Below are 25,471 nucleotides of genomic sequence, written 5' to 3' on the forward strand. Positions count from 1 at the left end.
TTGTCAATATGGTATTACGCAATTGTTACTCAATTTGTAAAAGTGTACCTTTGCGCTAAATTTAAGGGGACGACTACTTCATGAAGCTTAACGCAGATTACCAGGAACAATTCCAATCGAGGCATATTGCTCCAAATGAGGCCGATACGGCAAAAATGTTAAAAACCATCGGTGTTAATTCACTTGATGAACTGATAGCGCAAACTGTACCAGACAGGATCAGGCTAAAAAATCCACTCAATTTACCGCCCGCTAAAAGCGAATTTGATTACCTCACTACTTTAAAGCAAACATCTTTAAAAAACAAGGTTTTTAAATCGTTCATTGGCAAGGGTTATTATGATGTGATTGTGCCGGGCGTTATTCAGCGTAACATTCTCGAAAATCCGGGATGGTATACCCAGTACACGCCTTACCAGGCAGAAATTGCCCAGGGACGTTTACAGGCCTTATTAAACTTCCAAACCATGGTAATTGACCTTACCGGTATGGAAATTGCCAACGCATCGTTATTAGATGAGGGCACTGCCGCTGCCGAAGCTATGTTTATGCAGTACAGCCTGCGCAAAAACAATGCTGCCAATGTGTTCTTTGTATCTGAAGAACTTTTCCCGCAAACTATTGATATTTTAAAAACCCGTTCTGAGCCTTACGGCATCGAACTGCAAATAGGCGATCACCGCACTGTTGAGCTAACCGAAAATATGTTTGGTGCTATAGTTCAATACCCTGCAGGTAATGGCGCTGTTTATAACTACACAGATTTTGCCGCTAAAGGCCACGAAAAAGGTATTAAACTAACCGTTGTTGCCGATATCATGAGCCTGGTGCTGTTAACGCCTCCGGGTGAGTGGGGTGCCGATATTGTTGTTGGTTCAACCCAGCGCTTTGGTGTACCAATGGGCTTTGGCGGTCCGCATGCCGCGTTTTTTGCCACTAAGGAAGAGTACAAACGCTCTATCCCTGGTCGTATCATTGGTGTAACTATTGATAGCGCCGGCAACTATGCTTTGCGTATGGCTTTGCAAACCCGCGAGCAGCACATCCGCAGGGATAAAGCAACTTCAAATATTTGTACCGCGCAGGCATTGTTAGCTATTATGGCCGGTATGTATGCCGTGTATCATGGTCCGCAGGGAGTTAAACTGATTGCCGAAAGGATTCACGGTTTAGCTATCCTTTTAGACAAAGCCCTTGGCGAATTAGGCTACAAACAACTGAACGAAAGCTACTTTGATACGCTGAAGTTTGATGTTGCCCATTTAGCCGGCCCAATCCATTCTGAGGCCCTGAACAACGAAATGAACTTTAGCTACAATGGCTCGGTTGTAACCATTTCTGTTGATGAAACTACCTCGGCCGAGGATATCAAAACCATTGTAAGGTTTTTTGCCAAAGTATTGGGTAAAAGCCTGACCGATGTTGATTTCGACGGATTGAAAAACGGTTTGGAAACTGTTATTCCTGCTGAATTACAACGTACTTCTGCCTACTTAACGCACGCGTTATTCAACTCGCACCATTCAGAACATGAAATGCTGCGTTATATTAAATCATTAGAGGCAAAAGATCTTTCGCTATGCCACTCTATGATCGCTTTAGGTTCATGTACCATGAAACTGAACGCTACTACCGAAATGATCCCGGTTACCTGGAATCATTTCAGCAAAATTCACCCTTTTGCACCAACCGACCAGGTAGGCGGCTACATGCAATTGTTTGATGAAATCAACAACTGGTTAAGCGAAATTACCGGTTTTGCAGCCATGAGCTTACAGCCAAACGCGGGCGCGCAAGGCGAGTACGCCGGCTTAATGGTTATCCGCGCTTATCACCACGATAGGGGCGATACCCATCGTAACATTGCCTTAATTCCATCGTCAGCACACGGTACAAACCCTGCATCTGCAGCCATGGCCGGTATGAAAATAGTGGTTGTTAAATGCGATGATAACGGTAACATCGACGTTGCCGATATGAAAGCCAAGGCAGAGCAATATAAAAATGAGCTTTCGTGCCTGATGGTTACCTATCCATCTACCCACGGTGTGTTCGAAGAATCGATCATCGAAATTTGCGAAATCATTCATGAAAACGGTGGCCAGGTTTATATGGATGGTGCCAACATGAACGCGCAGGTAGGTTTAACAAGTCCGGCCAATATTGGTGCCGATGTTTGTCACCTTAACCTGCACAAAACCTTCTGTATCCCTCACGGTGGTGGTGGTCCGGGTATGGGTCCTATCGGTGTGGCTAAACACCTGGTGCCTTATTTGCCGGGTCATGCTGTGGTTGATATTGACAGGGGCAAATCTATCCACGCGGTATCGGCAGCTCCATGGGGGTCAGCATCTATATTAATCATTTCACATGCTTACATAGCCATGATGGGCGGCGAAGGTTTAACCAACGCGACCCGTTACGCCATCCTGAATGCCAACTATATTAAAACCCGCTTGCAGGATCACTTCCCGGTATTATACACCGGTGCCAACGGCCGTTGCGCGCATGAGATGATTTTGGATTGTCGCTCGTTTAAAGCTTTCGGCATCGAGGTTACTGATATTGCTAAACGTTTAATGGACTATGGTTTCCACGCGCCAACAGTATCTTTCCCGGTTGCGGGCACGGTAATGGTTGAGCCAACAGAATCTGAGCCTAAGCACGAGCTCGACCGTTTCTGCGACGCGATGATCGCCATTCGTAATGAAATTGCCGATGTGGCAAGCGGTGTATTAGATAAAACCGACAATCCGTTGAAAAACGCGCCGCACACGGTAGCCGTAATTACCGGCAACGAGTGGGAGCACCCGTATACACGCCAAAAAGCGGCCTTCCCGCTTCCATACGTAGCAGCATTCAAATTCTGGCCATCAGTAGGCCGGGTTAATGATACCTATGGCGATAGAACGCTAATATGTTCATGCCCGCCATTAACAGATTACGAGTTTGAAGAAAGCGAAGTAACCACCCCGGAATACGGAACATGATAAAACGTAAAAGGCCTCAGTGATGAGGCCTTTTACGTTTTAAGGATATTTTTTTTCATGTAGAGACGCAATATTTTGCGTCTCCCCCGTGCAAATCACCCCGTGCAAATCACCCCGTGCAAATTTCGCCGTCAAATTTAAATCGTCTCTGTAAAATCGCTCTGTATAGCGGGAGACGCAAAATTTTGCGTCTCTACGTTGGGGGAACTAATTACATTGGAAAATAATTGTCTTCGTTATCGCCGTTAGCCAACCAATTTTCTGGGTTTTTAAAGATATATTCCTTTACATTTTGATATTCTTTTTCATTGCGGATCACCCGATCAAAATATCGAGGCTGCCATGAAAACTCTATTTCATTAGTTGTTGCATAAGTTTTTACTGATGCTTTGTAACCACGCATGGCCGAAGCTAAATTCTTGCTTTGCGCACCAAATTTATTGGGCTGCCAATCAATCTTATCGGACCTGTTGATGAAAATAATTCCGTGTAGGTGATTGGGCATTAATACAAACTCGTCTAAGTCTATGAATGGGTGATGGTTGGGGATTTCAATCCAGTTATTATAAGCTATTTCACCAATAGTGGTTTTATTTAATGAAACTTGATTTTCGTCGATTGATGCAACGATATCGCCAAAATAATGGAGTCTTTGTTTTGTGCAGATGGTAATATAATATAAACCGTTAGAACCATAATCCCAGTTTGATAAGCGGGTTGCCGGTATCCGGAATTTATTATTGAATTTCTCCTCCATGAAAAATAAGGTTTGGTTCTTTGTAGAGACGCAATATTTTGCGTCTCCCGCATGCAAATCACTTTTGCAAATCGCTGTTGCAAATTCGCTCGTCTGGTGGGAGACGCAAAATATTGCGTCTCTACGTTAGGAGTTACGCCGTAAAATTATATATAAACACAATCTCACCTGTAAACGCCGGTTTCTTTTGATCTTTTATTTCAAGGGTGGTTGCCATGGTGGCTTTGATGTTGCCACGTAGATTTACCAGTCCGGCTAATTTTACCTTAAGGCGCACTTCGCTATCAACCAATACCGCCTGGCCAAAACGCAGGTTTTCGATGCCGTAATTGATCTCCATTTTCAGGTTTTCAACCTTTACAATTTCTTTCCATAGATAGGGTACCAACGATAGGGTAAGATAGCCGTGGGCGATGGTAGCACCAAACTGGCTTTCGGTTTTAGCTCTTTCCGGGTCGGTATGAATCCATTGGTAATCTAAGGTTGCATCGGCAAATTTATTGATCTGCTCCTGGGTTATTTTGTACCATGACGAAGCGCCAAGATCGTTACCTACCTGTGCTTCAAATTCCGCGAAGTTATTAATGGTTAACATTTGATGGTCAGTTTATTGTTAAAGATGGCGAAGTTACAATTTTTTAGGTTTGCAGCATTACTGCACTCATTCTCTTGATCAATGCAAACGCGTATAAATAACATCAAACGGAATTTTGCCATGGTTAAAAATCAATTCTCTCCTGAACTTATTTAGCCAACAATAGGCATAAATATTAGATGCATTTAAATTACTAAAACAATCAGTCCAATGTTAATCACGCGAAAATTTAAAATATTGATTTTCAAATATTTACATGTTATTTTGTTTGAAATGTGTTAAGTTATGTTAACCCAATTTAGATGTTTTACCCTTATTCGCCCAACAAAGCCTTCAAACTTTCCAGTGTATCGGCTTCCTCTTTGGGTTTATCCTGCCGCCACCGTAGGATACGGGGGAAGCGCAACGCTATGCCCGATTTATGGCGGGTAGATTTATTGATCCCTTCAAACCCTATTTCAAAAACCAGTTCGGGCTTTACGGTGCGTACCGGGCCAAATTTTTCGATGGTATTGCGTTTAATAAAATAGTCTACCTTGTTGATCTCGGCATCGGTTAAACCCGAGTAAGCTTTGGCAAAGGGTACCAGTTTATCACCATCCCAAACGGCAAAAGTGTAATCGGTATACAAATCGGCACGGCGACCGTGGCCTTTTTGGGCGTAGATCATTACCGCGTCTACCGAAAGCGGATCAATTTTCCATTTCCACCAATCGCCCCGCTTCCGGCCAACCTGGTAAGCGGCGCTTTTGCGTTTAAGCATAATCCCTTCGGCTATCATATCACGCGATTGCTCCCTGATTTGCCCTAACTCGTCCCAGGTATCAAATTTAATCAATGCCGAAATCCGGAACACTTCGGGATAAGCAGTAGCGGCCTGTAGCTCTTCTAATATCAGCCGCCTTTCGCTTTGTGTTTTGGCGCGAATGTCCTGGCCTTTGTATTCCAGGCAGTCATAAGCGATAACTGCGACCGGACTCTCCTCCAATATCTTTTTACTCAGGTTTTTTCTGCCGATGCGGGTTTGCAATACATTAAAAGGCATGGGCAATCCATTTTGAAAACTCAGAATTTCGCCATCTATCACGGTACCATCCGGCAGGGCATTTAAAAACGGATGCAATTCCGGAAATTTTTCGGTAGCCAGGTCTTCGCCACGGCTCCAGATAAAAATCTCGCCGTCGCGTTTGATCATTTGAGCGCGGATACCATCCCATTTCCACTCGGCCTGCCAGTCGGCCGGATTGCCGAGTGTGGCGCCTACTTCATCGGGTGTTTTTTGTTTCTCGGATGTTTCCTGGATGGGGTAAGCCAGGAAAAAGGGATATGGTCTTGAAATATTTTCGGCAGCGTCCTGTTCCTCCATCAGTTGTGTAAACTGGAAGGTTTCGGGCAGCCAGCTGCCCATAATGCGGTGGGTAAGTACTGCAGCCTCCAAACCCGAAATATCGGCCAAAGCCTTAATCACCAAATTTTGCGATACCCCAACTCGGAAACTGCCGGTGAGCAGTTTGTTAAACACAAAACGTTCCTGGTTATCCAGCATCGCCCATGAGGCTAATAGCCATTCCTTTTTCTGCTCTTCGGTTTTATCGTTCAGGTTGTTGATCTCGGCTATCCATTCAGTCAAAGTTTTACTGCTGCTCACATCGCTTTGCGGCATGAGCAGCGCCATAGTTTCGGCCAAATCGCCAACCACATGATAGCTTTCTTCAAACAGCCATGCGGGGATATTAGATGCTTCAATGGCCCAGGTACGCACCAAGGTGGAGTTGATTTGCCGCTTAGGTTTGCGCCCGGTAAACAGGGCCAGCATGTGCATTTTATCGGTATCGGGTACGGCGTTAAAATACTCTTTTAAAACCTTAACCTTCTCGTTGGTTTTGTTGGTTTCATCTAAAGAAAGGAAAAGTTGGGCGAAGGCTTTCATGAAATGGTCCCTCCAGCCTCACCTAAATCCTCTCCAAAGGAGAGGATTTTATGAGCATGTTCGTTAATGTCTTCGCCTTGATTTTCAGGCTCCCTCTCCTCTGGAGAGGGCTGGGGTGAGGCTTCTTCTTCCTCGCTTCCATACAAAGTATGTACCTCATGCGCGTCAAAGCCAATCTCATTTAAATATCTTGTAAAGGTGGCCGTGTACCCATGGGTAAGGTAAACGCTTTCGCATCGGGTGGCGTCAATGGCGCTGATTAGGCCGTCCCAATCGGCATGGTCCGAGAGGATAAAACCCCTGTCGGCAGCGCGGCGGCGTTTGGCTCCGCGGATAGCCATCCAGCCCGAGCAATAGCCAAAGCTATACGGCCCGAATTTGCGCATCCATGGTGTACCTACAGATGATGGCGGCGCTATGATAATCCCTTTCCGCACCTCTTCTTTTACTGAATCCTGGGTGATCCTTTCCGTTGGATTTAGCACCACCCCGTTACGGCGCAGGGCTTCGTTGGTATTTTCAATTACGCCATGGGTATACACCTTTCCGTTTGATAGATCGAGGTTTTGTAGGATGCGCTGGGCTTTGCCTAAGGAATATCCAACCAAAACCGTAGCCAGGCCATTGTGCAGGTTGGTTCGCCACCATTTGTTGATATCATCAAAAATTTGCGCCTGCGGTTTCCAGGTATAAACAGGCATGCCAAAGGTACATTCTGATATAAAGTGATGGCATTGCACTGGTTCAAAAGGCGTGGAAATGCCATCATCCTCCACCTTATAATCGCCGGATACTACCCAAACCTCACCTTTATACTCTACCCTGATTTGCGCCGAGCCGATTACGTGTCCGGCCGGGTACAAGGATATGGCAACACCATTTTTCATGATGGTTTCGCCATATTCCACCGTTTGCAGTTGAATTTCGCCAAGGCGGTAAAGCAATACTTCTTTAGATAGATAATGCGCCAGGTAATGCTTATGCCCCACATAAGCATGGTCGGCATGGGCATGGGTAATCACGGCATCATCCACAGGTTTCCAGGGATCAATATAAAATTTGCCCTGCGCGCAGTAAATGCCTTTGTCTGTAAATTCAAGTAATGGTTTTTTGGCCATGGTATAACATAAACCTTTTGAAACAGAATAAGTTTGAGGGGTAGGATGGAGAGAAGCTGAAAACTATTTCCCATCGCCCAAAAGCCTAAAAAATACGGTTACGCAAATTACATCCCTCAACACCTTAATGGCATTGTGCAGGGTATTGTAAACGGTGCGTTCGCTCAGGCCGGTTTGGTCGGCAATATCTTTGAAAGCTACGGTATCAAAATAGCGCAGGCGGATAATTTCTTTTTGGCGGGGCGATAGTTGATTAAGCGCCTTTTGCAGCCGCTTTTTCATATGCTCGTCATGCTGACTGGCAATTAATATCGACTCATATGATGGCTCGATAGGCGTATCGCCGGCACTGATATCATCAATTAAGCCGCCGGTTTGGGTAGCCTCAGATAGTTGCAGGTAAGTTTTATAAAGTATGCGCTTGTAAATGGTAAGGGTGTACTGCTGCACGTTTTGCACATCGGCCAGTTTGTGCTTTATTTTCCAAAGTTCCAGGAATAAATTGTTGATGCCTTCTTTAACCAGCTCGGGGTTTTTATATAGCGACAGGCCGAAGCGGTACAGGTCGTCATAAAAAAGATTAAAGCATTCATAAAGTCCCTGCTTGTCGCCTTCCGCAAGCAATTGCCAGTTTTTATTGATGTCCTTGTTTTTAGGACCCATGAATACTGTCTTTGAAACTTCCATTTAAAGGTTGGCAATTAATAGTGCATTTGCAAATGCTGTTACTTTTTGAATTATTTTAAAAACCCAATGTAACTTATTGAATAATACAATAATACAGTTAAAAATTAAAAAGTGAAATTTATTTGGAAAAACATTGGTAAAAAAGAATAATCTATTGCACTTGTGTGTAAAAGTTTCAATATATACTTAACATGGACTATTCTTCATACCAAATAGAAGATTTTTTAACCGACGATAGCTTTATTGCTTACTGTTATAATGATGATAATGCCGCCGTTGCAAAATGGGAAAATATCCTTGCCGAAAACCCGGCTTTGGCTCCTAAAATGAGTGAAGCCCGCGAGCTTTGCCTGCTGCTGGCTATTAAAGTTAGTCCGGCCGAAAAGGCCATAGCCCTGGAGCGCCTTAAACATATGATTGCCACCGCCGGCGAATTTGAACCAGAGCGTAAGATTAACAGTATCCGTAATTATTTCACCAAATGGGTAGCTATCGCGGCTTCGCTGCTGATTATGGCGGGAGCTTTCGCAGTTTACAAAATAAGCAATACCAACCCAAGCGGGGCCGCCTTGTACAGCGCCGCCACCGATGCCAATTATACGCTGGTAGGTAAAACAGATTTTGGCCGTCGTAAGCTAATCAAATTACCGGATGGTAGTTTGGCTTTGCTGAACGGCTCAAGCACCCTGAAAATAGCAAACGACTATAATACCCATAATCGCCACCTGTTGTTAAGCGGGGAAGCTTTTTTTTCGGTTACTAAAGACAAGCATAAACCATTTGTGGTAATCACCGGCAAAACCGCCACCACGGCATTGGGTACCTCATTTAAGGTAGAAAGCTATACCAACGCGCAAGTAGCCAGTGTAATGTTATCAACCGGCAAGGTTAAAGTGGAATGCACTCAGCCCGATTTGAAGGTTGAAGATGTAACGCTTATCCCAGGCCAAAAAGCGGCTTTATATAATGGCGATAAGGCCTTTACCCAAACTACCTTTTATGCCAAAGACCTGCAAAACTGGATAGACCGCAAGCTGATTTTCAAAAGCGCCGACCTGAAAGAAATAGCCGCCAAACTAAAAACAGTTTACGGCGTGGTGATTATCCCGCAGGATAAAACCGGCGACGCGGTATCATTTACCGGCGAGTTTATTGGAAAAGACCTTACCGAGGTGCTGGATGCCATTGGCTTTACCAATCATTTCACTTATAAACAAAGCGGCAACAAAGTGCAATTACAATTTTAAACTATTAAAGAACCCCAATTTTAAACTATTCTAAATCAAAACTATATGCAAAAACCATTACTCAATTCACGATTACGATCATGGATGCTGCTGCGGGTGATCCCGGTGGTGTTACTGATCATGTCGTTATCCGGGTACGCGCAATCATCAACCCCAAACGCGTATTCATTTAGCTGGAAAAATACCCCGCTTCCGGCAGTTTTTACACAGATTGAAAAAGCAGCCAATGTGCATTTTTCATACAACCCAAAGGATCTTGACCTTCAAAAAAAGATCAACCTAACTGTTAGCAAACAAAGCCTGCAACAGGTAATTGACCTTGTTACCAAAGAACTACACGCCCAGTACAAAATTGTTGGCGAAACAGTGATGATCCAATCGCAAAAGCCGGCGGTAAAAGTAACATCGGCCGTAGTTGATGATTTTAACCTTACCGGTAAGGTTACCGATGACCAAAATCTGCCATTGCCGGGCGTTACTATTGTTAACACCACCAAAAACCGTAGTGCCGCGACTACCGAAACCGGCAGCTTTTTAATATTAGCCAACAACGGCGATGTAATTACCTTTAGCATGATAGGTTATGAAACTACCTCCATTATTGCTACTGATAAAGCCAAAACAGTAAAAATTACCCTTAAAACCAAAGCAACCGAACTAAACACGGTAGTGGTGACAGCCTTAGGTATTAAAAGAGAAGAGCGCTCATTAGGTTATGCCACTGCCGAGGTTGATGGCAACGACCTTAAAAAGGCCCGCGAAACCAACGTGATTAACTCATTGGCCGGTAAAGTACCGGGATTGATTATCAACAGTACCGCTGGCGGTCCGGCCGGTTCATCAAGGGTAATCATTAGGGGTAATACCAGCATTACCGGCAATAACCAGCCGCTGTATGTGGTTGATGGTGTGCCTATTGATAACTCCAATTACGGCCAGGTTGGCGGTGGTAAATACTCTGGCGGTTTTGATTTTGGTGACGCGATATCGGCCATTAATCCTGATGACATCGATAAGATCTCGGTTTTAAAAGGCCCCTCAGCATCGGCGCTTTATGGCAGCCGTGCAGGTAATGGTGTTATATTAATTACCACCAAAAAAGGCAATGCTAAAAAAGAGTTGGGTATTGAGGTTAACAGCACTACTTCCATAGAAAATCAACTTACCCATTATAATGATTACCAGTACATTTACGGGCAGGGTACTGCCGAGCAATTGGTGGTTGATCCATCGCAGGCAAAAAATACATTGTTCAACAACTTTGGCCCCCGGCTCGATCCTAATTTGCAGGTAATTGGCTTTGATGGCAAATACCGCCCATACGCGCTGGCAAAAAACAACATCGATAACTTTTTCCGCACCGGCGCAACTACCACTAATAACGTGGCATTTGCAAGTTCAAATGATATCTCATCGTTCCGTTTATCGGTAGGCGATTTGCGCAGCCGCGATATTGTACCGGGCAGCAACCTGCGCCGCAGCACGTTTAACTTTACGGGTGCGTCAAAATTTGGCAGTAAGGTAACCATATCGGCTAAGGTGATGTACCTTAACGAGGATGTGATAAACCGCCCCGCGCTGGCCGATGATCCGGGTAATATTGGTAACGCCTTTGTCGGCCTGGCCAATAACGTTGATCAGTCTTACTTTAAAAACGGCTACAAAGATTCTGAAGGTAATTATGTTGATTGGGGCGGCGGCCAATACCGTTTAGATCCTTATTGGGTAATTAACGAAATGAAAAACGAAACCCGTAAAAATAGGTTTATCGGTAACTTACAGGGCAACTATGTAATTACCAGCTGGCTTAACTTACAGGGCCGTATCTCCACCGATTTTACTTACTTAAACTATAGCAAATTCAGTCCGCGTACTACGCCGGGCGCTTTGGCCGGCGAGCTTGATCAGTTTGATCAAAAATTAGGTACTACCGAGGGTGACGCTTTGTTAACTGCTCAAAAACAGGTAACGCCTTCATTAAACTTAGCTTTAAGAGTTGGTGCCAGTTTTTCAAGGATTGATAACCCGGGTACTACATCTACCTTCATTAATTTGAATGTGCCGGATGTAATTAGTCCTAATAGTTTTTCTGATAAAGCGGTAGTTGAAAACCATTACCGCAAACGCAATAACGGCGCGTACGCTTTGCTAAGCATCGGCTACAAATCATACCTGTACCTGGATGCGAGTGTACGTAAGGATGCTTCATCAACATTGCCTGCAAGTAATAACAGCTATGTTTATCCGTCGTTAGCGGCCAGCTTTATCTTCAGCGATTTTTTTAAGATCGATCCATCGGTATTATCGTTTGGTAAACTGAGGCTATCAGCCGCCGAAGTTGGTAACGATACAGACCCTTACCTGTTAAACTTAAACTACAACCTGTACCCGCAAACTTTTAACGGTACATCGGTAGGCGGCATAGCCAGCACTATTTTGCCCAATAAAAACTTAAAGCCAACCCGTACCAAATCATATGAGATTGGTACACAATTGAAATTCTTTGGCGAAAGATTAGGTGTTGATGTATCTTACTACACTTCCAAATCGCGCGATCAGATTAACCTGGTGCCCGCGCCGCTTTCATCGGGCTTTGCACAACAGCTGGTTAACGCCGGTGTAATTGGCAACAAAGGTGTGGAGATAGGCTTGAACGGATCGCCGGTACAAACCAAAAGTTTTGGCTGGGATGTTAACGTAAACTTCGCCAAAAATACCAATACCGTAATTTCACTGGCAGATGGTATCCCGTACCTGTCATTATCAGATGCACGCTGGTTAGGTGTATCTGTAGTGGCTAAACCAGGCGCGCCATACGGGGCTATTTTAGGCTTCGATTACCTGCGCGATCCGCAGGGCAACATCGTGCTTGATCCGCAAACACTGGCCCCAAAACAGGCGCCCGAGCGCAGCGTACTGGGCAAAGGTACCTGGAGCTGGACCGGTGGTTTAACCAACAACTTCCACTACAAAAACTGGGGCTTAAGCGCGGTAATTGATATTAAACACGGTGCCGATCTGTTTTCGATGACCAACATGTTTGCCATTATTCGTGGCAGCCATGTATCAACCTTACCTGGCCGGGCCGAGTGGATAAAATCTGAAGAGCAACGCCAAAGCGCAGGTGCTACCATTGAGGCCTGGCGTGCCGCCGGTAAAGTGCAGGGTTATACACCGCAAGGCGTGGTACAAACTGGTACTGATGCCAGCGGAAACCCAATCTACACAAAAAATACTACGGCGGTTGATCCATCGAACTACTGGTCGCAGTTTTATAGCGATGGTAATGGTGTAGCTACGCCGTTTATTTATGATGCCAGCTATATTAAAATGCGCGAGATCACTTTAAGCTACCGTTTCCCGGCAGGCTCAACCTCAAAACTGGGCATTAAAGATTTAACCATTGCTGTGGTAAGCCGTAACCCTTTTATTATTCACAAAAACGTTCCGAATGTTGACCCCGACTCCAACTATAACAATGGTAATGGACAGGGACTGGAGTACGGCTCATTGCCATCAAGAAAAAGCTGGGGCTTTAACTTAAACTTCAGATTTTAATAGGATGTATAATTTTAGAACGAACAAGATGAAAAGAACTTTTAATAAATATAAGTTGGTTACACTCCTGATGCCGTTACTACTGTTTTCGTGCAAAAAGTTTGGAGATGTAAACACCGATCCAACCAAATCGGCTAACCTTGATCCCATTAATCAACTTAACCTGGTAGAGCTGCGTTTTGGTGGCGATGTAACCATTAACGAGCGTACCAGCATTATCCTCACCATGCCTATGGCACAGCAAATAGGCGGCGCGTATTATAACCGTTATGGCAGCGCCTATATTGAAGACAGGCAATACATGAGCGAGCTTTGGGAGCTTGGCTATCCCAATGATGTTTTAAATATTGTTGATGCTGTTGCCCGTACCAGCGCCAAGCCCAACCTGAATGCCATTTGCCGCATTATGAAGGTTTATGTATTTGCCCGCCTTACCGATATGTATGGCGATATCCCTTACACAGAGGCCGGCAAAGCATACATTGCCGGTACCGTACGCCCTAAGTTTGATACCCAAAAGGACATTTATGCCGATTTTTTTAAGGAACTAAAGGCGGCTGTTGCCCAGCTTGATGCCTCGAAAGATGCCGTAAGCACAGAACTTTTTTATCATGGCGATTTAACCAAATGGAAAAAGTTTGCCAACTCCCTACGCTTGCGCCTGGCTATGCGTTTAATTAAAATTGACGAAGCCACAGCCAAGGCCGAAGCTACAGACGCTTTCAACGCCGGTTTAATTGCCAGCAATGATGACATCTGCAAGCTGGATTATATGAACATCACCAATGGTTATGCAGAAATTAGGGGCAACGGTGTATCGGTAGGGATTAATCAATACCAGGATGACGGTCGCCCGCGTATTTGTACCACGTTGATTAACCAGATGAAAGGCACTAATGATCCGCGTTTAAACTACATCGCACGTGATTATTGGGTTAATCCTGATAAATTGACCGATAGGCTTGATGTTACCGCGCAGGTAAAAGCACAGGTTGGAATAATAGGGGTTGGTCCGGGTAAATACAATTACGACGACTTTTTAGGTGCCATCAATATTGATTATCCAGGTCGTGGTACCCTATCTGTACCCAACGGTGGGCAAAAAGTGCAGCTGGCCGATTTTATGGTGCGCAGCGACGCCCCGTACTTCCACATGACTTATGCCGAGGTAGAGTTTTTATTGGCCGAAGCCAATACCCGATGGGGTTTAGCCCTGGGTGGTACTGCCAAACAGCATTATGAAAATGGTTTGGAGGCGGCCTGCCAGCAACTGGCACTGTACCCAACCGGGCCTACTTTATCGGCAACAGAAATACAAAACTTTAAACAGGATAACCTGCTTGCGCCGGGTAAGGAGTTACAGCAAATTGATACCCAGATATGGATTGCCCAACTGATGAACGGCCCCGAGGCTTATTCAACCTGGCGCCGCAGCGGCTTCCCGGTATTGGTACCGGGTGTAACTGCAGAATCGGACGTGACTACCATACCACGCAGATTTGAATACCCTTTAACTGAACGCGAACAAAACGCCACCAACATAGCGGCTGCCATTACTGCTCTTGGCGGTAAAGATACCTGGACAGCACACGTGTGGTGGGATAAACAATAATAAGCCATAAGATAACAAATGGAGATTTTTAAAAATAAGGCACTGCTAACTATTACCATTTTTATACTGGTAACTATTATTGGCTGCAAAAAAAGTACGGTAAAGGCCGAAGGGATTGATAGCACGCAAACTGCTGCAACTGCCAAATTCAGGGTGGTAGGTTATTTACGTTATGAAGATAACCTGCTTGATGAGGCCAACGCCATTGATATGAGTAAAATAACTCACCTCAACGTGGCTTTTATCAATCCCGATGCCGACGGCAATTTTGCCGCGGATGCCAATCTGCAAAAAGTAGCCCAATTAGCACATAGCCATAAAGTGCAGATCCTGGCGGCTATTGCAGGTGGTTTACCTCCGGCATATTTCAGCAAGTTGATGGAACCGGGTATGCAGGCAAAATTTATTGCCAGCCTGGTAAAGTTTACGCAGGATAATTACCTGGATGGCATTGACGTGGATATTGAGCAAAGCCTTATCAACAGCAATTATGAATCATTTGTTACCGGTTTAGCTGCCGCGTTAAAAGCTAAAGGTAAACTTACCACGGCTGCTATTGCCACGGTTTATGCTACCAGTTACACGGATAAAGCTTTAGCCAGTCTTGATTTTATCAACGTAATGTCGTACGATAAAACGGGGCCATGGAAGCCCGAGAATCCCGGTCAGCATTCGCCTTATAGTATGGCGGTTGAGGATTTGGCTTACTGGAGTGGTACCCGTGGTATTGCCAAAGAAAAGCTAAGCCTTGGTGTACCTTTTTATGGCTACGGCTTTGGTACCAACGCGCCTGCCGATCTTACCTTCTCGGCCATAGTAGCGGCCTATCCAGGTGCCGAAAACCAGGACCAGGTAACCGTGCCCGGCGGCGGTATAGTTTATTATAACGGCATCCCCACTATAAAAAGTAAAACCCAGCTGGCACTTGAAAAAGCCGGCGGCATTATGATATGGCAATTACGCCAGGATGCCAAAGGGCCAAACTCATTATTGGGGACTATCAATACGGTGATACAATCACATACCAATTGATCAATTGAAACACATTAAAATATTTAAACAATGAAAAAGATTAAATACACATCACTACCGGCGCTGGTGCTGGTTATGCTTATGGTATTTGCGGGCTGTAAAAAGGATGAGGTGAAAACCCAGGAGGACGCCAACCCTTATTTCCCACGGATATTTGATAACCTGCGTAAGCTATCGGCACCGCAAATTATCAATGAGGGAGCTACTGCTACCTTCAATGGTTTGCAGTTTTCGCCGGCCAGCAAGGTAAAAATCAGTTGGAAAGTGAACGGCAAAGAAATGTCGACAGATACGGCTTTCGCTTTTAAACCAACCGCCGGTGGCGAATACACCATTAAAGTGGATGTTACCTACAACGGCGACTCTACCTCAAGACAAACCAAGGTATTGGTTAATCCGTCAACTTACACCTTTAAACCCTATACCCGTGTTGTATTAGCTAATCTTACCGAAGATGGCACCGCCGCCAATGTGGTTTGGAGCAATATCACGCACCTGGAATACCAGGTAGGTAAAGTATCTGCCGATGGAAGCCTTGATGTTTCAAAAGGCACTGTTGCCCAACATGCCGATGAAATTGTTGCCCGTGCGCACATTGCCGGAGTGCCGGTTATTATGGGACTTACCGGCCACCTATCGGGCATTGATGGCTGGGCGCTTTATGGCAGCGATGATTTTGGTACGGCTATCCGTACGCCGGCTGCAATGGCATCGTTAATAGCAAGCGTAAAGGCCTATGTAGCCGCCAAAAAAATGGACGGTGTAGATATTTATATGGAGGATATCAATTCAGATAACGCGCCTTTAAATATCCATGCTATCGGTCCGTTTTTGACTGCGTTAAAAGCCGCCTTGCCGGCTACTGCTTTGGTTACGGTTACCGCTACGGTAAACTATCAGCATTGGGAATACCCCGATCTTTCGGCGGCATCATGGGTAAATATCCATGCTTTTGAGGATAATATTCATATTGGCCCCGATGCACCTGTTGGGCAGTCATCAAGCTATGATTTTATGGTATCGGGCACGCAAATATGGACAAACTTTCATCTGCCAGCCAGTAAATTAGTAGTAGGTATGCCAGCTTTCGGTTTACGTTACAACGCGTTAAACGCTGCCGGCAACAACGCAAGCTGGGGATCATATGATTACATGACCTACAAGGATATCATAGCCGCCGACCCGGCCAACGCCACCAAAGAGAAAGCGGCTATTGCCCAGGGCGTGTATTTTAACGGTGTACCGCTGGTAACCCAAAAAGCGGCCTATTTAAAAGCTAACGGCTTTAAGGGCGCTTACCTTTGGGCTGCTGATTATGATGCTACGGGATCGGCTTCTTTAGGTGCTGCCATTTATAATACCCTTAAATAACCAAATCCAATTTTCTAAATCCGATTCTTTGTCCCGGTGTGTTAACTGTTTAAACGGTTAATACATCGGGGTATGGGATTGTATTGTTTGAACTTTATAAAATGATAACGATGAAAAAAATCTGTTGCCTGTTAACCTTTGCGCTAATTGCTGTCGGTTATGGCCATAATTGTTTAGCTGCTGCCCGTATTGATTCTGGATTGATTGCTTCAAAAAAGCTGCCGGCTGCTACCATTTCCTTTAGCGGCTACACCTGGAATGTGAAAGCACCCGCCGAGCCGCAAGGCCCCGGGCCTAATGTATGGAGCGCTGCTAATGTTTATGTAGATAACGAAGGTTCGCTGCACCTTAAACTGGCAAAAAACGCCACCACAGGTAAATGGGAGTGCGCCGAGGTTTCGACCAGTGAAAAGTTTGGCGAAGGTACTTATCAATGGCAGGTAGAAGGGCCGCTGGCCACGCTGGATAAAAACATAGTGCTGGGCTTGTTCAACTACTCGGGGAGGGATGGCTCTGATGAAATGGATATGGAATTTGCCCAATGGGGCGATAGCAATAACCCGCATTTAAATTACACCATATGGCCGGTCGACAAAGGCACAAACAAAGCGTATTACACCGCCAATTTCACCATGCCCGGCGGTACGTATACCACCCAACGCTTTATCCGCAAAGCAAAAAGTGTAACCTTTAAAAGTTTGTATGGCTTTGTTGATAATGATAATAATGTGTTCGATTCCAAAACCTTTAAAAGCCCGGCATCATCCATCAGTACCGAGCCAATGCCGGTTTACATCAATCTTTGGCTGTACAATGGTCAGGCGCCAACAGATGGCAAGGGCATGGAGATAGTGATCCACAGCTTTAAGTTTATACCCCTTTAAATATTGTTTTTAGTTAATCATAGTTGCGTCGATGCGTACCAGGGTGAGAACTGGTGCGCATTTTTTATGCTTGAATTGAGGTTAATTGAGCTCATGCGCTCGCTGGTTTTTAATTAATATTTAATAGATGCGCGTTTCCGGCAAATTAAGGGTATCTTTAAGAAATTCCATCCCGAAACAATACCGCATACCTTAGGCGTTGCCATTTTCTTACACGGTGATAGTTAAGCTTTAACATAATACCAGCCTGTTTGCAGGCTGTAATAACCGTAAAAAACAATCAAAATGATAGCTTCAAAAGACGCCATTGAAACCGAAACCCGTATGTATATGTACGATTTGCTGAATACCGCCAAAGAGTTTGGCTTTAAGGCCGAAGATAGCTGGGAACTAAGCATGGTAACCAATACCGACAGGATTAAACTTCAGCGTGATTACTTCCCAACCATTGCCAGTAAAATTGGTCCGGAGATTTTATTGCAGGTATTTCATACCATTAAAACAAGGCTTAACCAATCGTTTCAGAAAGAAGCTGTAAGAGTTGACGAACGAAACCCGCCAGCCGAGGATTTGAATTACCTGGTTGCTTTTAACCCTAAAAGACCAAGGATGTAGTTGGGTTTTATTTTCGCGATTTTAAAATACGTAGATCAATAGCTCTGTAAATTATGGAGGTATTGGTCTTTTTTTGTTTTTAGCTTTAATGATACAGGTTTTGGTCTGTTAACCTGTTAAACCGGTAGGGTTAGACTTTTGTTAGTAATATATTTGTGCATCAATAGCTATTATTAAAACAATGGACAAAACGCTAACCCTAAACGGAAGGATCTGGTTTGAAACTGCAGACGGTAAGTTATTGGGCCACGGCCGGGTAGAACTATTGGAGCGGATAAGAGATTCGGGCTCTTTAAGACAGGCGGCTATGCAAATGAAAATGTCATACCGGCAGGCCTGGGATATGGTAGGCTACATGAACCAGCATTTTAGCGCGCCTGTAGTAATATCGCACCGTGGTGGTAAAGGAGGGGGAAGCGCGGAACTCACCGAAAAAGGAATACAGGCTATTGAACAATTTAAGTTGTTTCAAGAAAAGTTTAATAGCTTTTTGGAGGCGAATAGTGGATTGATTAAGATTTGACGTGTAGTGGGTTTTGCAAAACGGAGCCTTGCGATATTATTGCACAAAAAAATCGCTTATAGAAGCTAATGCCGGATATCGCATCCTTACAGATCAACCCGCTTGAGCCTTTAGATCCGTAGCGCAACATCGTCATAAAACAAAAACGCCCCTTGATTCAAAAAACAGGGGCGTTTTGCATAAAATGGTTTAACTATATTTTGATACCAAAGCCCACATTAAATGTTCGGCCGTCGGCGGGTAATATGCCGGGGCCAGGCAAAATGGTGATGCGCCTGGTAAAATATTTGGCGTTAAGAACATTGTTAATGCTCCCAAAAATATGGTACTGTTTCAAAAAGCTGTAATTAAACGACCAATCGAACACGTGATAAGCCGGTACAATACCGCTTAAACCGGTTGGGTTAAAAACGGTATTGTTGGCGTCGGTAAAGTTTTTGCCAACATAGCTGTATTGTAGGGTGGTGATTACGTGGCTGTTTAAATAGCTTAAGCCGGTGCGGTTAATCCACTCTGGAGTGCCTTCAAGCCAGTTGCCTTTTAAGCTGATATTGGATGCGCCCGCACTTAATGAACCGCTGGTATAACGGGCATGGTCATAGCTGAAAGAGTTAAACAAACGGATATCGCTTACCGATGTTTTATCAAACGACCGCAACAACGAAACCTCGGTATAGAGCTCAATCCCTTTTGCCGACGCGTTACCGATGTTGGTGGTATAAATATAGGTTTGATTAGTCGAGTTAAGCTCTGTTAAATTGCCTATCCTATCGTCATAATACACATAGTAAAAATCAAGATCGTAATTAAAAATAGTACCAATATTACCACGGTAACCCAGATCTGTACTGTAACCACGACTATCTTTTAAATTGGGGTTAACCACTGCCAAATCATTGCCCGGGATAATATTGGCGTAGGAGAATGGCCTGTATGCCTGTGAAATATTGCCGTAAAACTGGCTGCTATTGGTAAGCTGGTATTGAATGCCTGTTCCAAAAAGGGGGAAATGGCGCTTGTTGCCATACGATACATGATCTTTAGCATTATCAATAACCCCATCAAGGTTGGTGTTGATGATCTCATACCTGGCCCCTGGTGTAATGGATAATTTGGGTGTTATTTGAAACGAGTTTTCGGCAAAAGCGGCGTAATTATGGGTACGTAATTTAAGGGCGATGCCATAAGGAACGGTAAGGCGCAAATCATAATCGGACCCTGTTGAGCCGGTACCTTTCTGGTCGCGGGTAGTAGTTTCGGTAAAATACCTTAAGCCGGAAGTGAAGGTGCTGGTTAAATCGCCCAGTTTATAGCGGGTAAGCAGGCGAGCTTCGGTAGTAAAGCCAAGGTAAAAATCACGATCGACCTGGCGTGGGTTAAAAGTGTTCAGCTTTTTATTCACAGTATCGGCCACGCCGGGGTTAGCCAGGAACTGTACGCTGTTGCGCTGACCGGATATTACGTGTGAGGTAACTTCCAGCTTAGTGCGGTTGCTTAGGTTGTAGTTAAATAAAAGAGCAGGAATGTTGATCTCGGGATCAAAATAGTTACGGGTGCGGGTAGCCTGCCTGCTATCGGCATTGAACTGGGCATCGTTTAGGCCACCGGCATCTTTCTCTTTGAAATTCACCCTCGAAAATTGCAAAGCCAGGCTCCCTTTGGCGTTAAACTGGTATTTAACATCGGCATAAAACCATTGACCGGTAAATGCCGAATTGCTACGGTAGCCATCACCGGTACGATTGGCAAAGTAAGCATAGTAAGTCCATTTGCCGCTTTTGCCCCCTACAGCGTTGAACGAATTGAAATAGTTGTTTGACCCTGCCGATTGCTCGCTTTGAATGCTGAATACTTTGCTGGTATCGCCTTCTTTAACCTTATAATTTACCATGCCGCCATATTGGCTGCCAAATTGCAAAGCCGCCGATCCGCGTACAATCTGGATCTGTTCTACGGCGGCAAACTGCGGTACATAATGAGCCTCTGGGTAGCCAAACAGATCGGAGTTGGTATTGTAACCATTCTGACGCACGTTGGTTTCATTGGAGCGGTGTGTATCGGTTCCCCTGGTACCAATATTTACCTGGAAACCATTGCCGCTCAGTTCCCAAACGTTAACGCCTGGGATAGTACCAAATATAGTACGGATATTACTGTTTGATAAATTGGCCTTGCCTGCATCTGGGGATATGACAAAGGTTTTTTTGCCCGCGAAAATGTAGGTGCCGGTAACATCTGGTAAATGTTTTGAACGGCTATCGCGTACCACCACACTATCTAAACTAAGGGTGGTGTCTTTAATGGTTCGTTTTGTTTGCGCCTGGGCGGTAATACCCGAAATGAAAAATGGTGCCGAAGCGGCTGTAATAAAGAGTAATTTTTTTAACATGTATTTTCGTTATGTTTTTTAAAATATATCGCTAAGCAAAAAAAAGTAATGCCTATGTTTTGTTCCTTAGTAGCAAAAGCGACAATTACCTTACAAAAAATCTGAAATTTATATTGCTGATTCAGTGTGTGCGAAAATAGCGCTTTTTGTTAACAACAAAAACGGCGACCTCCATATGGAAACCGCCGCTTTTATTACTATGAAATGAGATGCTTTAACTCTTATTATTTGCTCAGCACCGTACTGTACAAAACCGTGCCATCCAGGTTAATGGCTTTAACAGCCAGCTTATCGGGATTTACCGAAAAATACATGAAGCCATGTTCCGATGCTTCAAATTTGCTATAGGCTATACCTTTGGTTATCCCTGTTAGTTCAGATCCTGCACCCGAGATAAACTGGTGCGTGAAACCTTCGGGTTTAAGGTGCTGCAGGGAGTGGCCATGGCCCGATAGATAAATATCAACCTTGTGTTCCTCAAAAGTTTTGCTGAACGCGGAACGCATGGTTAGGGTATCAACATTGGCCACACGCGGCCCAACCGTATAGTATGGGTGATGGCCAACCACTATTTTCCACTTTACATCTGCTGATGCATTTTTCAAAGTGCTGTTAAGCCATTCCATTTGTTTGGCGCAATAATCTTTATGGCTTTCAAAAAGGAAAGGGTCGGTATCTATCATTACAAATAACACCTTGTCTTTAGTGGTTTTGCTTAATGCTACTTCTTTGGTATAGTATCGGGCGGGCATATTCCAGCGGCGGCTTACTTTGCTGTAACGAACCTGAGCGTCAGGGTCGGAACCGTAATCATGATTGCCTAAAACCGGGTACCAATCGCATTGCAGCGAGTGGGCGGTGTAAACATTTTCAAAAGAGTAATGCCAAAGCGGGTCCATTTCGCTTACCACACCACGCGGGTAAAAATTATCACCTACGGAGATTACAAAGTTGTTGGGATTATTAGCGGCCCATAGCCCCATTTGTTTGCCTACCTCGTTCTGTTCGTATTCGCCGTTGCGGCCCCAATCGCCTATAGCTAAAAAATTAAGCGCATAGTCATTTGCCAGCGAAGCACTTGGCGATAGGTCATCGCTTTCAAAATTAGTTACCTTATCGGCAGCCAAAGCTTCTAACGGACTAATTAATGATGCGCCTAAAGCGGTAAGGGTAGCGTTTTTAACAAAGTCTCTGCGTTTCATATGGCGGTGTAATTTAAAGTCACCAAGATATTGAATAACAGGTTATCCTATGTTAATTTAAGGTTAAGTTATGGGGGATTAAGTGAGGCTATCCTTGTATTTTTTGGGTTTAATTTGAAAGTGTTTTTCAAACAAACGCCCAAAGTGACTCAGGTTGGTAAAACCCAATTGGTAGCCTGTTTCTGAAACGGATTGAATGGCCAATAGTCGCGCCGCTTCGTTCATCCTTGCAGATTGGTAATAGTTGTAGATGCTATCCCCAAAAATCTGCCTGAAAAGCTGCTTCATTTTGGTAAGACTAATGCCTATCCTGCCCGATAATTCTGATAGCTCCGGCGCGAGGCTCAAATCGGCTAACATGGCGGCCCTTAGCTTGTAAATTTTTTCGGCATCGGCCTGATCAACCGTAATGGACGCCGTTTCGGCCCGTTGCATGAGTTTGGAGAACAGCAGGTAAATTAGTTCTTCGGTTTTATTTTTATAAAACAAGGTGGCTAATGTGGCCGTTTGGTCAATCGCGCTCAGTTGCTTTAACACCCGTTCCATTTCCTGCGTCATCACCTCGTGCAACACAAATGATGGACTTTCTTTTAATAACGATTCAATAGAGCAGCCTTCTTCCTGCAAATCCAAAATGCCAAGAATAGTTTGCCTTGAAGCCCCCACCACCAGGAAATTAATATGCTGTTTGGCGGGGATCACCAATTCGGTAAAAAAGTTGCCCGTGCCCAGTTCAACTTCGCAACCATTACTGCCGGTAAACAAAGGTTGATGTGGTAGCGCGGCCTGCTCAACCGGCATGCGCCTGCAATCAAACTTTAAGGTAAGCATATTTGGGGATGACGTGGGTGCCCGGCGCAAAACAAGCTCCTCGTTAAGCCAGTAATGATGAACACACAGGAAAAGGCCGTTGCTCAAAAAAATCTCCTGTATAAAACCTTCGCCAAGCGTTTGGGGTAATATAGCCCGGTTGTGGGCTACCTCGCCGCCAAAACGAGTGGCAAAGGCTTCGGCAAAATGAAATCCTTTATCTAATGCAAACTCAAATTCTATTGGCATATGGTGGTTAATGTTAATGTTGGAAACGGTGGTTGGGTTGGCTACTTTTCAAATCCCCTCTTGAGAGGGGGCGGGTCGGCATTAAGCGATGGCAGGGGGGTGTTTGCCAGCGTTCATATCGCTTTTATAACACACCCCTCCGCCCCTCTCAAGAGGGGATTCGCACACGCCCTCGCTTTTCAGTTTCGTATCTATGCGACCGACCGCTAATTAAAAAAACTCCCAATGATATGGGTTTTATTTGATAACAAACTCTATCCCAGATAATTAGGCGGATAAATAGTTTGCCGGTATTTTTCCGAAAGCGCGGCCATTTTTTGCTTCAACTCATCAGTCATTGCAGGCGGCGGTAAAAAAGTACCAAAAGGCGCTGCCTGACCCGCCTCGGTAAAAAAATCTTCCATGCCGGCAGGCGTCACGGTGCAAAGCAAGCGGGCCATTTTATCGGTTTTGTTTTTAAAACAATGTATAAGCCCACCATAGGGGATATTTACAAATGAGCCTTTACCGGCGGTATAATTGCCTGCTTCTGATTTTACTTCAACTTCGCCGTCAACCACGTAAAAACTTTCCTGCACATCGGGGTGGGCATGGGGGACTGGTCCGCCGCCCGGCGGTACCAGCATATCTATCAGGGCGTATTTGCCATCTGTTTGTTTGCCCGATATCACCACCCGGTACGAGTTACCTGCCATGGCAATACCCTGCCCATCCTCCGGACTAACAAATGTTGCTGCTTTATGCGAATTTTCCATCGTGTTTTAAATAGATAATTGAAAGATAATGTTTTGCCGAAATTAAACCGCTAATGTTAATGCAGGATAATCGGTATAGCCATGTGCATCGGGTGTGTATAAAGTGGTAAAATCGACATCGTTCAATGGCGCGTTTTGGCTGATGCGGATATCAAAATCGGGGTTGGCCAAAAACGGGCGACCAAATGCCAGCACATCTGCAAAGCCTTTAGCAAGGGTATCTGCCGCGTTATCGGGTGTATTGCCATTACACAAAATAATCGTTTCGGTAAATGCTTCGCGTATGGCATCAAATGTTTGTTGCTGAATTTTAGGCGATAAGCCGATGTGGATATAGGTGATGCCTATTTTGTTTAACTCCTGTGCAAGGTAAACATAGGTGTTGTGCACTTCGTTGGTATCGTACTCTGGCAAATCGCCCAGGGTTGAGAATGGCGAAAACCGGATGGCTACTTTTTCTTTACCAATAGCATCGGCAATTTGCTGTGCCACCTGCAGCGCGAATGATGCACGGGCCTTATAGTCGCCACCGTATTGATCGGTACGGTTATTTACGTTGGGGTTTAAAAATTGCTCAACCAGGTAACCGTTAGCCCCATGAATTTCAACGCCGTCAAAACCTGCCGCAACGGCGTTTTGGGCGGCTTGTACGTATTCGGCAATGGTTGCTTTAACGCCATCGGTAGTGAGGACTACAGGGGTAGGATAGTCCTGCATACCCATGCTATCGGTATGCATTTGGCCGGCGGCTTTTATGGTTGATACGCCTACTACCTGGGCGCTCTGGGGTAGGTTTGCCTGGTGGGCAATGCGACCGGTATGCATCAGTTGTACAAATATTTTGCTGTTGCCGGCGTGTACCGCGCCGGTTACTTTTTTCCAGCCTTCTACCTGTGCTGCACTAAAAATACCGGGGATGCGGGCATAGCCCAAACCATTTGGCGATGGCGATGTACCTTCGGTAACTATTAAACCGGCACCGGTACGCTGGCCGTAATATTGGGCCATTAAATTGTTAGGGATATTGCCAATGGCGCGACTGCGTGTCATTGGGGCCATTACTAAGTGATTTTTTAATTTAAGGCCCTTTTGTTGGTAAGGTGCTAATATGCTATTGTTCATGATATACTGTTTTAATTGCTTTTGT

19 protein-coding genes are annotated in these 25,471 nt (G+C 44.9%); 9 read left to right on the plus strand and 10 right to left on the minus strand.

The window, feature by feature from the left end; translation table 11 throughout:
* Positions 1–80 precede the first annotated feature (80 nt).
* Entirely contained in the window at positions 81–2,990 is a 2,910-nt protein-coding gene (gene gcvP, locus QWZ17_RS11905) for an aminomethyl-transferring glycine dehydrogenase (RefSeq protein WP_290305437.1), read from the plus strand.
* Positions 2,991–3,201: 211 nt separating this feature from the next.
* On the opposite strand, the gene QWZ17_RS11910 is transcribed toward gcvP, so the two are convergent.
* The 5 genes from QWZ17_RS11910 to QWZ17_RS11930 form a co-directional block, all read right to left on the minus strand.
* Positions 3,202–3,747: a transposase gene (locus QWZ17_RS11910; protein WP_290305438.1), complete on the minus strand. Its 546-nt coding sequence runs from the start codon at positions 3,745–3,747 to the stop codon at positions 3,202–3,204.
* Between the two features lie 133 nt (positions 3,748–3,880).
* Positions 3,881–4,342, minus strand: coding sequence for a MaoC family dehydratase (locus QWZ17_RS11915; protein WP_259094292.1), 462 nt, complete (start codon positions 4,340–4,342; stop codon positions 3,881–3,883).
* A 313-nt stretch (positions 4,343–4,655) separates the two neighbouring features.
* Complete coding sequence (locus QWZ17_RS11920; protein ID WP_290305439.1) at positions 4,656–6,272, minus strand: ATP-dependent DNA ligase; 1,617 nt, start codon at positions 6,270–6,272, stop codon at positions 4,656–4,658.
* Entirely contained in the window at positions 6,269–7,390 is a 1,122-nt protein-coding gene (locus QWZ17_RS11925) for a ligase-associated DNA damage response exonuclease (protein WP_290305440.1), read from the minus strand. Before QWZ17_RS11925 ends, QWZ17_RS11920 begins: the two co-directional genes overlap by 4 nt.
* Positions 7,391–7,453: 63 nt before the next feature.
* Complete coding sequence (locus QWZ17_RS11930) at positions 7,454–8,053, minus strand: RNA polymerase sigma factor (protein ID WP_290305441.1); 600 nt, start codon at positions 8,051–8,053, stop codon at positions 7,454–7,456.
* A gap of 215 nt (positions 8,054–8,268) precedes the next feature.
* Here QWZ17_RS11930 and QWZ17_RS11935 point away from each other — a divergent pair, with 215 nt between their 5' ends.
* From QWZ17_RS11935 to QWZ17_RS11970, 8 genes are all read left to right on the plus strand, one after another.
* Positions 8,269–9,324 carry a FecR family protein gene (locus QWZ17_RS11935; protein WP_290305442.1) on the plus strand — a complete coding sequence of 352 codons (1,056 nt, stop codon included), beginning with the start codon at positions 8,269–8,271 and terminating at the stop codon, positions 9,322–9,324.
* 45 nt (positions 9,325–9,369) lie between these two features.
* Positions 9,370–12,882 (plus strand): SusC/RagA family TonB-linked outer membrane protein, encoded by a 3,513-nt coding sequence (locus QWZ17_RS11940; RefSeq protein ID WP_290305443.1) that lies wholly within the window; start codon positions 9,370–9,372, stop codon positions 12,880–12,882.
* Positions 12,883–12,910: 28 nt separating this feature from the next.
* Positions 12,911–14,494: a SusD/RagB family nutrient-binding outer membrane lipoprotein gene (locus QWZ17_RS11945; RefSeq protein WP_290305444.1), complete on the plus strand. Its 1,584-nt coding sequence runs from the start codon at positions 12,911–12,913 to the stop codon at positions 14,492–14,494.
* Positions 14,495–14,512: 18 nt separating this feature from the next.
* The gene (locus QWZ17_RS11950; RefSeq protein ID WP_290305445.1) at positions 14,513–15,526 is read left to right on the plus strand and encodes a glycosyl hydrolase family 18 protein; all 1,014 of its coding nucleotides are present in this window, start codon (positions 14,513–14,515) and stop codon (positions 15,524–15,526) included.
* A gap of 30 nt (positions 15,527–15,556) precedes the next feature.
* Positions 15,557–16,897 (plus strand): glycosyl hydrolase family 18 protein, encoded by a 1,341-nt coding sequence (locus QWZ17_RS11955; RefSeq protein ID WP_290305446.1) that lies wholly within the window; start codon positions 15,557–15,559, stop codon positions 16,895–16,897.
* A gap of 110 nt (positions 16,898–17,007) precedes the next feature.
* The gene (locus QWZ17_RS11960) at positions 17,008–17,781 is read left to right on the plus strand and encodes a glycoside hydrolase family 16 protein (RefSeq protein ID WP_290305447.1); all 774 of its coding nucleotides are present in this window, start codon (positions 17,008–17,010) and stop codon (positions 17,779–17,781) included.
* 285 nt (positions 17,782–18,066) lie between these two features.
* Complete coding sequence (locus tag QWZ17_RS11965; protein WP_290305448.1) at positions 18,067–18,396, plus strand: hypothetical protein; 330 nt, start codon at positions 18,067–18,069, stop codon at positions 18,394–18,396.
* A gap of 181 nt (positions 18,397–18,577) precedes the next feature.
* On the plus strand, positions 18,578–18,919 hold the full coding sequence (locus QWZ17_RS11970; RefSeq protein ID WP_290305449.1) for a winged helix-turn-helix domain-containing protein: 342 nt from the start codon (positions 18,578–18,580) through the stop codon (positions 18,917–18,919).
* A 193-nt stretch (positions 18,920–19,112) separates the two neighbouring features.
* On the opposite strand, the gene QWZ17_RS11975 is transcribed toward QWZ17_RS11970, so the two are convergent.
* The 5 genes from QWZ17_RS11975 to QWZ17_RS11995 form a co-directional block, all read right to left on the minus strand.
* Positions 19,113–21,308, minus strand: a complete 2,196-nt coding sequence (locus QWZ17_RS11975; RefSeq protein WP_290305450.1) for a TonB-dependent receptor family protein — start codon at positions 21,306–21,308, stop codon at positions 19,113–19,115.
* 224 nt (positions 21,309–21,532) lie between these two features.
* Entirely contained in the window at positions 21,533–22,510 is a 978-nt protein-coding gene (locus tag QWZ17_RS11980) for a metallophosphoesterase (RefSeq protein ID WP_290305451.1), read from the minus strand.
* Between the two features lie 78 nt (positions 22,511–22,588).
* Complete coding sequence (locus tag QWZ17_RS11985; protein ID WP_290305452.1) at positions 22,589–23,569, minus strand: helix-turn-helix transcriptional regulator; 981 nt, start codon at positions 23,567–23,569, stop codon at positions 22,589–22,591.
* Positions 23,570–23,823: 254 nt separating this feature from the next.
* Positions 23,824–24,324: a cupin domain-containing protein gene (locus tag QWZ17_RS11990; RefSeq protein ID WP_290305453.1), complete on the minus strand. Its 501-nt coding sequence runs from the start codon at positions 24,322–24,324 to the stop codon at positions 23,824–23,826.
* A 42-nt stretch (positions 24,325–24,366) separates the two neighbouring features.
* Entirely contained in the window at positions 24,367–25,446 is a 1,080-nt protein-coding gene (locus QWZ17_RS11995) for an alkene reductase (protein WP_290305454.1), read from the minus strand.
* Positions 25,447–25,471 lie beyond the last annotated feature (25 nt).

The organism is Mucilaginibacter flavus (genome assembly GCF_030409315.1).
Classification (GTDB): Bacteria; Bacteroidota; Bacteroidia; order Sphingobacteriales; family Sphingobacteriaceae; genus Mucilaginibacter; species Mucilaginibacter flavus.

Bases quoted from the DNA above. Each gene is read 5' to 3' on its own strand.
- QWZ17_RS11930 (WP_290305441.1), bottom strand. From the start codon at position 8,053: ATGGGTCCTAAAAACAAGGACATCAATAAAAACTGGCAATTGCTTGCG.
- QWZ17_RS11955 (WP_290305446.1), top strand. From the start codon at position 15,557: ATGAAAAAGATTAAATACACATCACTACCGGCGCTGGTGCTGGTTATG.
- QWZ17_RS11935 (WP_290305442.1), top strand. From the start codon at position 8,269: ATGGACTATTCTTCATACCAAATAGAAGATTTTTTAACCGACGATAGC.
- QWZ17_RS11990 (WP_290305453.1), bottom strand. From the start codon at position 24,324: ATGGAAAATTCGCATAAAGCAGCAACATTTGTTAGTCCGGAGGATGGG.
- QWZ17_RS11985 (WP_290305452.1), bottom strand. From the start codon at position 23,569: ATGCCAATAGAATTTGAGTTTGCATTAGATAAAGGATTTCATTTTGCC.
- QWZ17_RS11940 (WP_290305443.1), top strand. From the start codon at position 9,370: ATGCAAAAACCATTACTCAATTCACGATTACGATCATGGATGCTGCTG.
- QWZ17_RS11925 (WP_290305440.1), bottom strand. From the start codon at position 7,390: ATGGCCAAAAAACCATTACTTGAATTTACAGACAAAGGCATTTACTGC.
- QWZ17_RS11960 (WP_290305447.1), top strand. From the start codon at position 17,008: ATGAAAAAAATCTGTTGCCTGTTAACCTTTGCGCTAATTGCTGTCGGT.
- QWZ17_RS11995 (WP_290305454.1), bottom strand. From the start codon at position 25,446: ATGAACAATAGCATATTAGCACCTTACCAACAAAAGGGCCTTAAATTA.
- QWZ17_RS11975 (WP_290305450.1), bottom strand. From the start codon at position 21,308: ATGTTAAAAAAATTACTCTTTATTACAGCCGCTTCGGCACCATTTTTC.
- QWZ17_RS11915 (WP_259094292.1), bottom strand. From the start codon at position 4,342: ATGTTAACCATTAATAACTTCGCGGAATTTGAAGCACAGGTAGGTAAC.
- QWZ17_RS11910 (WP_290305438.1), bottom strand. From the start codon at position 3,747: ATGGAGGAGAAATTCAATAATAAATTCCGGATACCGGCAACCCGCTTA.
- QWZ17_RS11970 (WP_290305449.1), top strand. From the start codon at position 18,578: ATGGACAAAACGCTAACCCTAAACGGAAGGATCTGGTTTGAAACTGCA.
- QWZ17_RS11945 (WP_290305444.1), top strand. From the start codon at position 12,911: ATGAAAAGAACTTTTAATAAATATAAGTTGGTTACACTCCTGATGCCG.
- QWZ17_RS11965 (WP_290305448.1), top strand. From the start codon at position 18,067: ATGATAGCTTCAAAAGACGCCATTGAAACCGAAACCCGTATGTATATG.
- QWZ17_RS11950 (WP_290305445.1), top strand. From the start codon at position 14,513: ATGGAGATTTTTAAAAATAAGGCACTGCTAACTATTACCATTTTTATA.
- QWZ17_RS11920 (WP_290305439.1), bottom strand. From the start codon at position 6,272: ATGAAAGCCTTCGCCCAACTTTTCCTTTCTTTAGATGAAACCAACAAA.
- QWZ17_RS11980 (WP_290305451.1), bottom strand. From the start codon at position 22,510: ATGAAACGCAGAGACTTTGTTAAAAACGCTACCCTTACCGCTTTAGGC.
- gcvP (WP_290305437.1), top strand. From the start codon at position 81: ATGAAGCTTAACGCAGATTACCAGGAACAATTCCAATCGAGGCATATT.